This window comes from Halarcobacter mediterraneus (assembly GCF_004116625.1).
Lineage (GTDB): Bacteria > Campylobacterota > Campylobacteria > Campylobacterales > Arcobacteraceae > Halarcobacter > Halarcobacter mediterraneus.
This window is the reverse complement of the sequence record NZ_NXIE01000003.1, coordinates 162,696-176,957: the sequence shown is the minus strand read 5'-3', so window position 1 is coordinate 176,957 and position 14,262 is coordinate 162,696. Positions and strand designations below refer to the sequence as shown.

General features: G+C 28.9%; 15 protein-coding genes. 9 read left to right on the top strand and 6 right to left on the bottom strand.

The window, feature by feature from the left end:
• Positions 1-49: 49 nt before the first annotated feature.
• From CP965_RS08340 to CP965_RS08315, 6 genes are all read left to right on the top strand, one after another.
• Positions 50-1,330 (top strand): 3-isopropylmalate dehydratase large subunit, encoded by a 1,281-nt coding sequence (locus tag CP965_RS08340; protein WP_129061634.1) that lies wholly within the window; start codon positions 50-52, stop codon positions 1,328-1,330.
• On the top strand, positions 1,330-1,932 hold the full coding sequence (gene mobA / locus CP965_RS08335) for a molybdenum cofactor guanylyltransferase MobA (protein ID WP_129061633.1): 603 nt from the start codon (positions 1,330-1,332) through the stop codon (positions 1,930-1,932). Before CP965_RS08340 ends, mobA begins: the two co-directional genes overlap by 1 nt.
• A gap of 84 nt (positions 1,933-2,016) precedes the next feature.
• The gene (locus CP965_RS08330; protein ID WP_129061632.1) at positions 2,017-3,486 is read left to right on the top strand and encodes an NAD(P)/FAD-dependent oxidoreductase; all 1,470 of its coding nucleotides are present in this window, start codon (positions 2,017-2,019) and stop codon (positions 3,484-3,486) included.
• Positions 3,487-3,489: 3 nt separating this feature from the next.
• On the top strand, positions 3,490-3,720 hold the full coding sequence (locus CP965_RS08325; protein ID WP_129061631.1) for a hypothetical protein: 231 nt from the start codon (positions 3,490-3,492) through the stop codon (positions 3,718-3,720).
• 150 nt (positions 3,721-3,870) lie between these two features.
• Entirely contained in the window at positions 3,871-5,334 is a 1,464-nt protein-coding gene (locus tag CP965_RS08320; RefSeq protein ID WP_129061630.1) for an NAD(P)/FAD-dependent oxidoreductase, read from the top strand.
• Positions 5,335-5,350: 16 nt separating this feature from the next.
• Positions 5,351-6,544, top strand: coding sequence for a rhodanese-like domain-containing protein (locus CP965_RS08315; protein WP_129061629.1), 1,194 nt, complete (start codon positions 5,351-5,353; stop codon positions 6,542-6,544).
• A gap of 76 nt (positions 6,545-6,620) precedes the next feature.
• Here the strand turns inward: CP965_RS08315 and rplT are convergent, their stop codons facing one another.
• From rplT to thrS, 4 genes are all read right to left on the bottom strand, one after another.
• On the bottom strand, positions 6,621-6,980 hold the full coding sequence (gene rplT, locus CP965_RS08310) for a 50S ribosomal protein L20 (protein ID WP_129061628.1): 360 nt from the start codon (positions 6,978-6,980) through the stop codon (positions 6,621-6,623).
• 104 nt (positions 6,981-7,084) lie between these two features.
• On the bottom strand, positions 7,085-7,282 hold the full coding sequence (gene rpmI / locus CP965_RS08305) for a 50S ribosomal protein L35 (protein ID WP_129061627.1): 198 nt from the start codon (positions 7,280-7,282) through the stop codon (positions 7,085-7,087).
• A 145-nt stretch (positions 7,283-7,427) separates the two neighbouring features.
• Positions 7,428-7,931 (bottom strand): translation initiation factor IF-3, encoded by a 504-nt coding sequence (infC, locus tag CP965_RS08300; protein ID WP_129061910.1) that lies wholly within the window; start codon positions 7,929-7,931, stop codon positions 7,428-7,430.
• A gap of 29 nt (positions 7,932-7,960) precedes the next feature.
• Positions 7,961-9,769: a threonine--tRNA ligase gene (thrS, locus tag CP965_RS08295; RefSeq protein WP_129061626.1), complete on the bottom strand. Its 1,809-nt coding sequence runs from the start codon at positions 9,767-9,769 to the stop codon at positions 7,961-7,963.
• Positions 9,770-9,877: 108 nt separating this feature from the next.
• Between thrS and CP965_RS08290 the strand changes: the two genes are divergently transcribed.
• Positions 9,878-10,390 (top strand): hypothetical protein, encoded by a 513-nt coding sequence (locus CP965_RS08290; RefSeq protein ID WP_129061625.1) that lies wholly within the window; start codon positions 9,878-9,880, stop codon positions 10,388-10,390.
• Between the two features lie 25 nt (positions 10,391-10,415).
• On the opposite strand, the gene CP965_RS08285 is transcribed toward CP965_RS08290, so the two are convergent.
• Together CP965_RS08285 and CP965_RS08280 are read right to left on the bottom strand one after the other, a co-directional pair.
• Complete coding sequence (locus tag CP965_RS08285) at positions 10,416-11,954, bottom strand: DUF3373 family protein (protein ID WP_129061624.1); 1,539 nt, start codon at positions 11,952-11,954, stop codon at positions 10,416-10,418.
• A 98-nt stretch (positions 11,955-12,052) separates the two neighbouring features.
• The gene (locus tag CP965_RS08280) at positions 12,053-12,376 is read right to left on the bottom strand and encodes a cytochrome C (RefSeq protein ID WP_129061623.1); all 324 of its coding nucleotides are present in this window, start codon (positions 12,374-12,376) and stop codon (positions 12,053-12,055) included.
• Positions 12,377-12,465: 89 nt separating this feature from the next.
• Here CP965_RS08280 and CP965_RS08275 point away from each other — a divergent pair, with 89 nt between their 5' ends.
• Both CP965_RS08275 and CP965_RS08270 read left to right on the top strand, forming a co-directional pair.
• On the top strand, positions 12,466-13,794 hold the full coding sequence (locus CP965_RS08275; RefSeq protein ID WP_129061622.1) for an NFACT RNA binding domain-containing protein: 1,329 nt from the start codon (positions 12,466-12,468) through the stop codon (positions 13,792-13,794).
• A gap of 60 nt (positions 13,795-13,854) precedes the next feature.
• A complete protein-coding gene (locus CP965_RS08270; protein WP_129061621.1) occupies positions 13,855-14,262 on the top strand; it encodes a hypothetical protein in 408 nt (135 codons plus the stop codon).

Below are 14,262 nucleotides of genomic sequence, written 5' to 3'. Positions count from 1 at the left end.
ATCTAAATTTAGATATAATCCAAAAAAATTATTGAAAAAAGTAGGTAATATGGGTCAAACAATAACAGAAAAAATATTTAGTGAACATGTAGGAAGAGAAGTTTTTGCAGGTGAAATTATAAGAAGTCCAATTGATATGGTAATTGGTAATGATATTACAACTCCTATCTCAATTAGAGCTTTTGAAGAAGGTGGATTTAAAGAGTTAGCAAATCCAAATGGTTTTGCAATTGTTTTAGATCACTTTATTCCAGCTAAAGATATAGCAAGTGCAAATCAAGCAAAAATTTCAAGAGATTTTGCTATGAAACATGATTTAAAATATTTCTTTGATGAAAAAGATATGGGAATAGAACATGCACTTTTACCAGAGAAAGGTTTAGTATTACCAGGAGATGTAATTATTGGTGCCGATTCTCATACATGTACACATGGTGCTTTAGGTGCATTTAGTACAGGTATGGGAAGTACAGATATTTCATTTGGTATGATTACAGGTGGAAACTGGTTTAAAGTTCCAGAATCAATAAAAGTAGTTTTCAAAGGTAAACCAGCAGAACATGTAACAGGAAAAGACTTAATTTTAGAAATAATTAGAATCTTAGGTGTTGATGGTGCTTTATATAAAACTTTAGAATTTACTGGTGAGTCTATTCAATACTTATCAATGGATGATAGATTTTCATTATGTAATATGGCTATTGAAGCTGGTGCAAAAAATGGTATAGTAGCTTTTGATGAGACTACAAAAGAATTCTTAGATAAAGTAGCTGAAAAAAACAATGGATTGAGAGCAGAACCAAAGATTCACTATTCAGATGAAGATGCAAAATATTGTCAAGTAATTGAAATTGATACAGCTTCTTTAGAACCAGTAATTGCATATCCATTTTTACCATCAAATGGACATTCTGTTTCTCAAGCAGTAGCTGATGAAATTAGAGTAGACCAAGTATTTATTGGTTCATGTACAAATGGTAGATTAAGTGATTTTAAAATTGCTGCAGAAATTTTAGATGGAAAAAAAGTAGCAAGACATGTTAGGCTTATTTTAACACCTGGAACTCAACAAATTTTAAGAGAAGCAACTAAGCTTGGCTATATTGATACTTTAGTAGATGCAGGAGCAGTTGTTTCAAATCCAACTTGCGGTGCATGTTTAGGTGGATATATGGGAATTTTAGGAGATAATGAGGTTTGTATTTCAACTACAAATAGAAACTTTGTAGGAAGAATGGGAAGTAGATCATCAAAAATTTACTTAGCAAATTCAGCAGTTGCAGCAGCAAGTGCAATTTCAGGTTACATAACAGACCCTAGAAGCTTATAATGCATCAAAAACCATTTGATATACCTTGTGTAATTTTATCAGGTGGTAAAAGTTCAAGAATGGAAGAAGATAAGTCTCTTCTTCCTTTTTCTACTTCAGACTCACTTATTCAATTTCAGTATAATAGATTAAAACCCTTTTTTAAAAAACTTTATATATCATCAAAAATCAATAAATTTCCTTTTTTAAATAAAGAATATTTACTTTTAGATGAAAGTGAAGTTTATTCTCCTATTATTGCATTAAATACAGTTTTTAATTTTTTTAAAGATGAAACAGTATTTATTATTACTGTAGATACACCTTTAGTTAAAATTAATTCACTTGCTAAAATAATAGAAGAAAAGACAAAAGAGAATGATATCTGTATAGCAAGAACAAAAACAAATCACAACTTATGTGGAGTATTTGAATCTAAGGCATGTAGAGATAAAATAGAAGAAATGCTAAAGAAAGACATACATAAAGTAGGTTTTTTGCTTAATCAAATGAAAACTAAAACAATAAAATTTTTAGATGAAGATGAGTTTATAAATTTAAACAAAAAAGAAGACTATTATCGAGCTAAACTTATCATAAGTGAAACAAATAATTATCATTAAACATTTTCAGTAAAGTCTAAGTTTTGTATTATCTATTTTTAGATACTATCTTACATAAATTTTACTTATAGTAAGGATATTAGTATGGCTAATAACAATGAGTTAGAAGAAGCTTTAAATATTATTGATAAAGAATTAAAGAAAAAAGGTTTATCAAGAAGGGATGCTTTAAAGGTTGCAGGATTAGGTTCTGCTTCTTTTTTAATGGGAGCAAGTGAAGTTCAAGCAGCAACACCTGCAAAAGCAAGTGATGCGAAAGCAAAAATTTTAATTATTGGTGGAGGACTTGCAGGTATTTCTACTGCAGCAAGATTAACAAATACTTTATCTAATCCAGATATTACAATAATTGAACCAAATCCAAAGTCGGTATCTTACCAACCAGGGAATACTTTAATTGCAGCAGGAATCTATACAAAAGATGACATAATGTATGATACTAAAGATTTTATTCCTAATGGTGTAAAAGTTATCCAAGATAAAGCAATTGAATTTGACCCTGATAATAATAATGTTAAAACTGAAAAAGGTGATACTTATTCATATGATTATATGATTGTAGCTGCTGGCTTAAAACTTGATTTAGGAAGAATTCAAGGTTTAGAAGAAATTGGAGAAACTACAACTTTAGGGGATGCTAGTAAAATCTTATCAAAACTTGAAAATACAGGTGTTTGTACAATTTATTCAACTGATGCTGCTGTTGCAACTTGGAAAGAGATGCAAAAATTTGTAGATGCTGCAAAATCTGGTAAAAATGTAAAAGGAGTATTTACTCATCCTAATACATCAATTAAATGTGGTGGAGCACCAAAGAAAATCATGTATCTTACAAATTCAAGATTAGTTGAAGCGAATGCAAGAAAAAATGCTGAATTGACATTCTATCCTAATGGTGGAACAATGTTTGGTGTAAAAGAATATCATGAAGCTATTTTAAAACAATTTGAAGCAAGAGATTTTAAATGGCATTATCATCATAATTTAACAGGTGTTGATTTAGATAAAAAGATTGCAACTTTTGATAAACATTGGGAAGAAAAAGGTGCGTATGACCCAGATTTAGAAGAGTATGATATTGTTACAAAACATGAAAATGTTGAAGTACCTTATGACTTACTACACATAACTCCTCCAATGAAAGCTCCAGATGAAATTGGAAACTCACCTATTGGTTCAGGAAAAGGTTGGGTGCCTGTAAATAAAGAAACATTACAACATGTAAAATATGATAATATCTTTTCTTTAGGTGATATTGCTGCAATTCCTATGGGAAAAACTGGTGGTAGTGTTAGAAAGCAATATAAAGTTTTAGTTGATAATTTAGTTGCGAAAATGGAAGGAAAAGAGTTAACTGCAAAATATGCAGGATATACAGTATGTCCTTTAATTACTGATATTGGAAAAGTAATGTTAGCAGAATTTAACTGGACAAAGAAACCAACTCCAACATTCCCTCTTGATCCTACAGTTGAAAGATATATTTGGTGGTTATTGAAAGTTTATATGCTGAAACCAATGACACAATATGGAATGTTATCAGGTAGAGCATAAAGAATGAAAAATGAAATTCTTATTATAGTAGGCATTTTTGTAGTTTTGACTATAGGAATGCACTATAAAGAGTTTCTTTCTCATCCTATAGAACATATTTTGGCATTGCCCCATTCTTCAGCATATGGTTTAGGTGCTTTTCATCCTTTTATTTTTTCACTTTTAGCTTATATCTTTTTATTAATACCTCGTTTTTTTATATATTTATATAAGAAAGTAATTTCCAAAAAATAAATACTAGTTTAAATAAATCCTTAAAATATATACTATCTCTACAAATAATGATTATAATAATAAAAATATAATAATTATCCACAAATAAGACATAGAATTAACCTGAAACATTATATAATTTTTTGATATTCATTAAAAGGAAGAGAGAAGATGGATAAAAAAAAGTTATTATATGAGTTTGAAAAAGAACTTGAAAAAAAAGGTATCTCTAGAAGAGATGCTTTAAAGGCTATGGGAATTGCTACTGCAAGTACAGCATTATTAAATCCTATTGAAACAAAAGCATCTGAAGCCAAAGCTAGTGATGTAAAAGCAAAAATTGTAATAGTTGGTGGTGGTTTAGCAGGTATCTCAACTGCAGCTAGATTGATTAATTCTTTAAGTAATCCAGATGTTACTGTTATTGAACCAAGTGATGTATCAGTTTCTTATCAACCTGGTAATACATTTATTGGTGTAGGCATATATGAAAAAAAAGATGTAATGTATGAGTTAAAAGATTTTTTACCTAAGGGTGTAAAATTAATTAAAGATAAAGCAGTGGAGTTTGACCCTAATAATAATAATTTGACTATTTCTAGTGGAGAAAGAATTACTTATGATTATTTAGTAGTTGCTGCTGGGGTGGCTTTAGATTTTGGAAGAATCAAGGGTTTAGAAGAACTTGGTAATACTTATACAATGGATGAAAAAAGCAAAATCAAAGAGTTATTTGATGGCACAGGAGTAAGTACAGTTTATAATACTGATGCTGCTGTTTATACTTGGAAAAATATGCAAGCTACAATAGAAGAAGCAAAAAAGGGTAAAAAACTCAATGCTATTTTTTCTCATCCTGATACAGCAATAAAGTGTGGTGGTGCTCCTAAGAAAATAATGTATTTAATGGATGCAAGATTAAACGAAGTAGGAAAAGATGTTCGGGCAAATGTTAATATGACTTTTTATCCAAATTCAATGAAAATGTTTTCAGTAAAAGAGTATGAAGATGTTATAAAAGAACAATATAAACAAAGAAATATGAATTGGAAATTTGCTCATAATTTAAAAGAAGTTGATATTAAAAATAAAGTAGCAACTTTTGAACATTACTGGGATGAAAAAGGAGCTTGGGATCCGGATTTAGAAGAGTATGATTTATTAAGAAGAACAAAACTAGTAGATGTTCCTTATGATTTTTTACATCTTACTCCTCCTATGAAAGCTCCAGATGAGATTGGAAATTCTCCTATAGGTTCAGGAAGAGGTTGGGTACCTGTAAATAAGGAAACTCTGCAACATGTGATTTATGATAATATTTTTTCTTTAGGAGATATTGCCGCAGTTCCTTTAGGAAAGACAGGTGGTAGTGTGAGAAAACAGTATAAGGTAGTAGTAGATAATATAATTTCTGCAATGGAAGGAAAAGAGTTAACAGCTAAGTATGATGGATATACAGTATGTCCTATTATTACAGGAATTGGATCAGTTATGCTAGCAGAGTTTGATTGGAGTATGAAACCAACCCCATCATTCCCTTTAGATCCAACAAAAGAGAGATATATTTGGTGGTTATTAAAAGCGTATATATTGAAGCCTATGACACAATATGGAATGCTATCTGGTAAAGTTTAATAAATAAGGAGAAAAAATGAAAGCAAATAGTATATTTAGGAGTTTACTTATTATAGGTTTATTAATAAGTAGTACCTTTTCAAGTGGTTTAGGAAATTTAACAAAAGCAAGTCCTAAAGTTAAGGAAATGATTAAAGAATTTAACTTAGAGCTTGTTGATTATAATTATGTTAAAGCTAAAATTTCAAAAGGAACAAAAAGTTCTGCAAAGGTTATTTTAATTGATGCAAGGCCAAATAAAAAGTTTAAGATAGGAACTATCCCAACAGCAATTAATATCCCAGATACTAATTATAAAGAGTATATAGGGCAATTAAAGGATGTTTCAAAAGATAAAGAGCTTTTAGTATTTTGTGGTGGTTGGAATTGTATTAAATCTCCTAAAGTAGCGAATATGCTAAAAAAAGAGGGGTATTCAAATGTTAAATTATATCAAGCAGGAGAACCCCAATGGTCTAAAAGAAATTATAAAGAAGTTGATTTAATAGTTGTTCAAGCTGCTCAAAAGAATAATAGTGCTGTTTTAATAGATGCAAGACCTTATAAAAAATATTTGAGTGAAACTATTGCAGGTTCTATTTCAATACCTGATACTCAAGTAGAAAAGTTAAAAGGAAGATTTCCAGTTCATCAAAATGAAAAGATTATTGTATTTTGTGGTGGATATGAGTGCTTGAAGTCACATAATATTGCTAGAAAACTTATTTCAATGGGATACAGAGATGTAAATGTGTTTGCAGGTGGAGTTCCTGTCTGGAAAAAAGCTGGATTATCAACTACAAAAAATGCAGGAACTATAAGTCAAAATAAAGTAAGTTCACAAGTAAGTATAAGTAAGAATGGAGCAAAACTTGGACTTGATGAAGGAAGTATTGATGGAGAATGGTTATATTCATTAATAAAAGAAGATAAGGTACCATCTTTTATTCAAATTGTTGATGTCACTAGTCCTGAAGAGTTTTTAAGTGGACATTTAAAAACAGCTATAAATATACCTGCTGATGCTCTTGATGCCAAAACTTTATATGAAAAACTTCCTAAGGATAAGACTATTGTATTTAATTGTACAGCTGGTGGTAGGTCTATTGAAGCATGGACTAAATTGAAAAATGCTAAGTATGATGTAGAAGAAGTTTTTTATTTTGATGCAAATATAGATTGTAAAGGAACTAATTGTAAAATTGAAGTAAATGAAGCTTTAGGTATTTAATTTAAAGTTTTAATATATAAAAAAAGGGCAAAGAATTTAATCCTTTGCCCTTTTTATATTTTAGCAAATTTATTAATTATGCTGCTAATGCTTCTTTTGCTTTTGCAACTAGTGCTGAAAAAGCTTCTGCATCATTCATAGCAAAGTCTGCTAGGATTTTTCTATCTAACTCAATGTTAGCTAGTTTTAATCCATTCATGAATCTTGAGTAGTTAATATCATTTAATCTACAAGCAGCATTGATTCTTACGATCCAAAGCTTTCTAATATCTCTTTTCTTTTGTCTTCTATCTCTAAAAGCATATACTAAAGAACGTTCTAATTGTTCTTTTGCTTTTCTAAAGTGTTTTCTTCTTCCTGAGAAAAATCCTCTAGCCTGCTTTAAAACTTTTTTGTGTCTTCTTCTTCTTACTATACCAGTTTTTACTCTAGGCATTTTTTTCCTTTCTTTACCATATTTTTTTAATAGGTGTCGATTTTAAAATCGAACTTATCCACATAATATTGTGGAGGGACTAAATAATTAACTTTTTAAGTCAATTATCCTTGACATAACATTTTTTTAACTCTAGCTGCATCTGTTGCTGCTACAGTTTGAGGTCCTCTAAGAGCTCTTTTTCTTTTTTGACTCATTTTAGTTAAGATGTGGCTTCTAAAAGCTGATCCTCTTTTGATAGAACCATTCTTTTTTACTTTAAATCTTTTTAAAGCACCACTGTTTGATTTCATCTTTGGCATCGTACAGTTCCTTTCTAATAAATTTGCATTTTCATATTCAATGAAAAAGTTTGAGATTTTACTTAAATTTAGCTTTAATTATGATTAAATAAATAAAAAGAAACAGAGGGAGTAGAACCTCTGTTTTATAAAAAGTGTTTTTAGTTTACTTTTTGTTTTCAGCTTTTGGGAAAACCATCATATTAACAAATCTTCCTTCTTGCTTTGGTAAAGCATCTCTTGTTCCATACTCTTCAAGCATTGGCCATACTCTTTCAAGAACTTCAGCACCAGCTTCAGGATGAGCCATTTCTCGACCTTTTAAGAATACTCTACATTTTACATGGTAACCTTTTTCTAAAAATTCTATCGCATGTTTAACTTTATAGTTTATATCATTCTCTGCAATTTTTACAGAAAATTTAACTTCTTTTACAACTATAACTTTTTGTTTTTTCTTAGCTTCTTTTTTCTTTTTTTCTTGTTGATATTTGAACTTACCATAGTCCATAATTTTTGCAACAGGTGGTTTTGCATCTGGAGCTATAAGTACTAAATCTAGTCCAAGTTCATCTGCTGTTCCCTGTGCATCTCTTGTTGAAATGATTCCATAATTTGTACCGTCATCCCCCGTACACCTAACTTCTCTCGCAGTAATTTCTTCATTCATTATTGCTTCTGATTTCTTCTCTCTTCTACTCAAATTTTGCTCCCTAGTTTAATTTCGTTTAACATTTTAATAAATTCTTCTTTAGTTAAATTAGACTGCTCTCTTTTTCTTCTATCTCTTAAAGCAATTGTCTCATTTTCAACTTCTTCATCCCCAATTACAACAATCATTGGTACTCTTTGTTTTTCAGCCATTCTAATTCTTTTATTTAATGATTCATTCATATCATAAATTTTAGAATCCATATCCTCTTCTATAAGTTCTCTTTGCAACTGTTTTGCATATGCTACATGTGTTTCTGCTATTGGAACAAAGATTACTTGTGTTGGAGCAATTACAAATGGAAATTCTCCAGCACAGTGTTCTGTTAAGATTCCAATAAATCTTTCAAATGAACCTAATATTGCTCTATGAATCATAACAGGTTGTTCTTTTTCACCTTTATCATTTATATACTCAACATTAAATCTACTAGGTAAATTCATATCCACTTGAACAGTCCCACATTGCCATTTTCTTCCAATTGCATCTAATATCTTTATATCAATCTTTGGTCCATAGAAAGCTCCCCCACCTTCGTCAATACCATATGATAAACCTTCTGAATCAAGGGCATCCATTATACCTTTTGTTGTTTTCTCCCAAAACTCATCATCTCCAATAGCTTTTTTAGGTTTTGTAGAAACTTCCATCTCATATTTAAAATCAAATAATCTCATCAATGAGTCAACAAACTCAAGAACTTCTATAATAACATCTTTTACTTGATTTTGAGTACAGAAAATATGTGCATCATCTTGAGTAAATTCTCTTACTCTAAATAGTCCATGCATTGCACCACTCATTTCATGTCTATGTACAACACCATACTCAAAAAGTTTTTTTGGTAGGTCTTTATATGACACAAGATCATTCTTGAAAATCTGAATGTGACCAACACAGTTCATAGGTTTGATTCCATATTCTTGTTCATCAATAACTGTAAAATACATGTTTTCTTTGTAGTTTTGATAGTGTCCTGAAATTTTCCACATATCAGATTTTAACATTTCTGGACCACGAACAGGCTCATAACCTCTTATTCTATGAGCTTTATATAATAAATGCTCAAGTTTCGATCTTAGTCTTGAACCATTAGGTAGCCATAGTGGAAGTCCAGCTCCTACATCTTCATTGAAAGTAAATAGTTCAAGTTCTGTTCCTAATTTTCTATGATCTCTTTTTTTAGCTTCTTCTAGCATTCTTACATAATCATTTAATTCTTTTTTATCAAAAAAAGCAATACCATAAATTCTTGTAATCATTTCATTTTCTTCATTTCCACCTAAGTATGCACCTGCAACTCTAGTTAGTTTGAAGCTTCTTATCATTCTTGTATTTGGAACATGTGGACCTCTACAAAGGTCTTCAAAATCCCCTTGTTTATATAAGGTTAGGGTATCATCGGTAATATTTGAAAGCACTGCTTGTTTTAACTCATCATTTGCAAATTTTGTTTGAATTTCTTCTCTTGATGCTTCGTACCTTTGAATTGGAAGTTTAGCATTTGCTAACTCTTTCATTTTCTTTTCAATTTTAGGTAAATCTTCATCTGAAATTTTTTCTTCGGTCTTAAAATCATAGTAGAAACCTTCTTTTACTACTGGACCAACAAAAAATTTAGCATCAGGATATAATTCTTTAATTGCTTGTGCCATTAAGTGAGCACATGAGTGTCTTAATATTTCAAGAGATTCAGGAGAGTTATCAGCTTTAATCTCATCTCCACTTAAGTTTAAAGCTTCCGCTGTTTGAAGGTCATAAATTTGCCCTTCCTTTAATATACCAATAGGTTCCAATAAATTCCTTTTTAATCAAAAATTTTTAAAATTCTTATATTTTATCTTAAAAGCTCTTAAATTTAATCTTAACAGTGATTTATTAATAAAAAATTGGTAAAATAGTGTATGATTTTGAACCTATCTAAAATAAAAACAGAAGCTTTACTATTGTTTTGTAGAGATTTAATAGAATCTTATAAAGATAAAGATGAAAAACTTTTTGATTTTGATGAAGAAATAAATGAATATCTTATTAAAATCTCAAATGATATGCATAAAGAGATTCTAAAAGTTACTTCAACAAATGAGTACTATATCAAAAATAATAAACACTTTAGAATAAAAGCTATTCTAGATTCTTATAATTTTATAAATAAAGAAATAGGAATGCATTTAGAAAAAGGAAAAGTATTTAATCCTACAATGCTTTATTTTTCATTGCTTGCAGTTTGGTTTAAAGAGTTGGATAAAGAGAGTCGTTCTAAAGAATATATATATTTTATAATTTATCCTTATGCTAATGTATATGATAAGTTATTACTTAATATAAAAGATGAAAAATTTAAACTTTTGAATATCTCAATGATTGAGCTTGCAGAAAAAGTTATATATAAATTAGACCAATATTCATTTAGATAAAAGAGAAATTCTCTTTTATCTTTTTTTAGAATTTATATCTAATACTAGCTTTTAAATCCTCTGCTGTTTTTACATAAGGCATATTTAAATCAGGGTTACCATCAAATCCAAAGAAACCATTACTTCCATAATAGTCATAATCTATTCTTGTAAATGATAATTCAAAACTTAAAGCATCATTTATTTTTTGATGTCTATAAATCTCCCAAGCTGTACCTCTTGCTGCAATTTTTGAGCCAGCCATTGTATCTTCACCATAAGTCATTGATCTCCAATATTTTGAACCTTTGTTCCATTCAATACCAATTCTAGAAGTATCAGGACTTATTGGACATGGTGCATTTACTCCTAACCAAAAAGAGTGACCTGTTTGTGAATCTGTACTACCTAGCATTGACATATTCTCTTTTGGATGTGTTCTAGACATCGCATAAGAAGCGAAGAAAGTTGTATCATCTAAATAGTCTGAAATTCCATCTCCTATTCCATAAGCTTTAAACATAACAGTAGCTAAATCCATATCTCCAAAATCTTTAAAGTTATTATTAGTATTGTCTCCATCAAACATATCTGCTTGTGTAAATCCAATCATATTCCAAGCTCTTGCATAGTTTGTATGAATTGAGTATTGTCCATCATCATACGGAACAAAAATAAATCCAAACATATCCATATCAGAAGTTTCATTATCATCTTTTACATAATCAGCCCCATCTGCACTGAATCTAGGTGTAGCATTTGTTAATCCTCTTCCTGCACAGAATTTTAACCACATTCCTGGAATGTCTGTAACTTTGTCTAGTGTAAATTTTGAACTGAAACCATCAAACTCTACATTTACTGTATGAGATAGAGGTGAGTTTGGAGTCATATTTTCTCTTAAGTTTATCCCTAATCCATCTGTTGAAGGTCTTCTTCCTACAGAGAAAGTCCAAGGAACTTTAGTATCAAGAAAAGTATCATTCATATATAACCAATATGCTTCTTTTACTTTTAAAGAGTTATCTGTAGCATTTTCATTTGTAACCCAATCAAAGTTTGCATAACCTGGTTGTACATTTGCTTGCGAATGATTTGCAGAGTCTCCATAGGCTTTTAGATATGATAGTTTACCTTTGAAAATAGTATTTTCATTTGGTGAGTATCCCATTCCTAGCCATAATCTATTTGTCATTAAAGAGTTGTTTTTTTTCTTTGTTCCATCTGTGAATTTATATTGTAGATTATCAATTTGTGTTCTAAAATCAATATCCCACTTAATATTATCATTTGAGTCGTGAATCTTAACATCTTTTATAGTTTTTTGATTTCTTGCAACTTTTTTTTCTAGTTTTTTGAATCTAGTATCGTCAACTTTTATTGTCTCACTTTTCATCATATTTTCTAGTGATACTTTATTTTCTTTTGATGTGTTTTGTGTTTGAGTTAGTTTATTCTCTAAAGCTGTAATTTGAGCCTTTAATGCATTTATTTGCTTTAACATCTCTTCATTTGAGATTGCATTAGCAAAACTTGAAGTTGCAAAAGCAGCTACTACAGATAGAGCAATCATGCTTTTTTTCATTTTTTTCCTTTGTTTCAATAAGTGTTAGCCAAAAAATTAGTGTTTTGTAGTTAAAGAGTTTAAGAGTAAAGGGATTTACCCTAAACTCTAGCATTAGATTAGCAAGATGGAACATTCCCTGAATCATTTGCATAATCATAAGAGAAATCATATAAATGAGGTACCCAAGAATCTTTTATATCAGACTCTTTTACATCTGGACAAATTGTCATCATTTCTTTTTTGAAATTACCTGCTTCATTAATCTCTTCCCATTCTGCTTGAGAATGTTTTGCAGCAAATTTTGCTCCATTAAAACCACACTTAGCCTTAAATTTTTTAATAAAAATTTTTTGACCTTTTCTTGCATCAGCTGAAGCTGTTGTTGAAACTGCACCTAAAAGTAGTGCTACTGCCATTGTTAACTTTAATAATTTAGTCATATTTCATCTCCTAATAAATATTGTGGTATCATTATATCTAATATACATAAAAACAATACTTACACAAATATAAGAAAAAGTGATTAATCGTGAAATATTTTTTATTAAAAGAAATTGTAAACTATTTAAAAGAAAAAGTCCAAATTATTAAGAGAATTAAGAGGATTGACAATAATACAATTATAATAGAGTTTAATGATAAAAATACTATATATTTTGATTTAACAAAAGGTAGAAGCTTTATTTATAAGAAGAATAGTCCTGCCAATACAAAAAAAGATTTTAATGCTCCTTTTGATGTTGTATTACAGAAAAGGTTTATTAATTCAAAAATTGAAAATATAGAGATATATAATGAAGATAAAGTAATAAATATAAGAGTAAACTCTTCTTCTTCCTACAAAAAGCTTACTACCATTTTACAATTAGAATTTACAGGTAAGCATACTAATATTATAATTTTAGATGAAAATAGAGTTATTTTAGAAGCTTTAAGACACATTGATGAATTTTCTTCAAGCAGAGTTGTTAAAGTAGGTATTAAATTAGATGAAATACCTAAACAAAACTTTACTCCAAAACTAGAAAAAGTTGAAGATATAGAAAACTATTTATATAAAATATATGAAGAAATAGAATATACTAATTTAGAAAATCATAAGAAACAAAAAATCACCCAAGTAAATAAAAAGCTTAAAAAATTAGAAAAAACTTTAACTACTCTTCCTAAAAAAGAAAATTTAGAAAAAGAATCCAATGAACTTTATGAAAAGGCAAACCTTATTCTTAATAACTTGCATCTTATTAAACCTTATCAAGAAGTGTTAGAAACTTATGATTATAATGGAAATAAAGTACAGATTGATTTAGATACAAGATATTCAGCTTCTACCTTTTCCAATACTTTATTTAAAAGAGCAAAGAGAAGTAAGCAAAAAGCTTTAAATATAAAAATAGAAAAATCAAATTTAGAAGAAAAAGTTGATTTTTTAAAAAGATTAATAAATAATATTAAAAAGTGTAAAACTATAGATGAAATAGAATTTTTTCTTCCAAAAAAACAAAAGAATCAGATAAAAACAAAAAAGAGTCAAAATTATGAAAGCTTTTTTTATAATGGATATAAAATATTATTAGGAACAAATGAAAGAGAAAATATCTATTTACTGGAAAATTCAAAAGCAAATGACTTTTGGTTTCATCTAAAAGATGCACCTTCTTCCCATGTAATTGTTCAAAATAGTAAAAAAAGTCTGCCAGAGGATGTTATAGAAAAAGCAGCAAAGATTTGTGCTCAGTTTTCAACAGATTTCCAAGGAAATTATTTTGTAGATTATACTCAAAGAAGAAATGTAAAAATCCAGCATGGAGCAAATGTTTTATACAATCCATATAAAACAATTTCTATAAAAATATAAAATTGAGACACTTCTGAGACATTTTTATTGTAAAATATTAAAAACTAAAAAGGAAGAAATATGAAAAAAACTGCTTTAATTACGGGAGTATTATTAGTGTTTGTTTTAATGTTATCAGGATGTAGAACAACAACTGTATACAATATTGATAACTCTAATTATTTAAGTGATAAAAAACTTACTACTAGTAAAGTAGAAAGAGCAATTATAAAAGGTTCAATGAAAAGAGGGTGGGTTACAAAGAAAATTAAAACAGGTTTAATTGAAGCAAAAAATAATGTAAGAGGAAAACATTTAGTTATTGTAAATATAAATTATAATAGTAAAGGATATAAAATTTCATATAAAGATAGTAGAAATATGAAATATGATGCAGGTTCTAATACTATTCATAAAAATTATAATAAATGGGTTTCTAATTTAGAAAATGATATCAATTATGAGTTATTCCAATTAGGTGCAAAATAA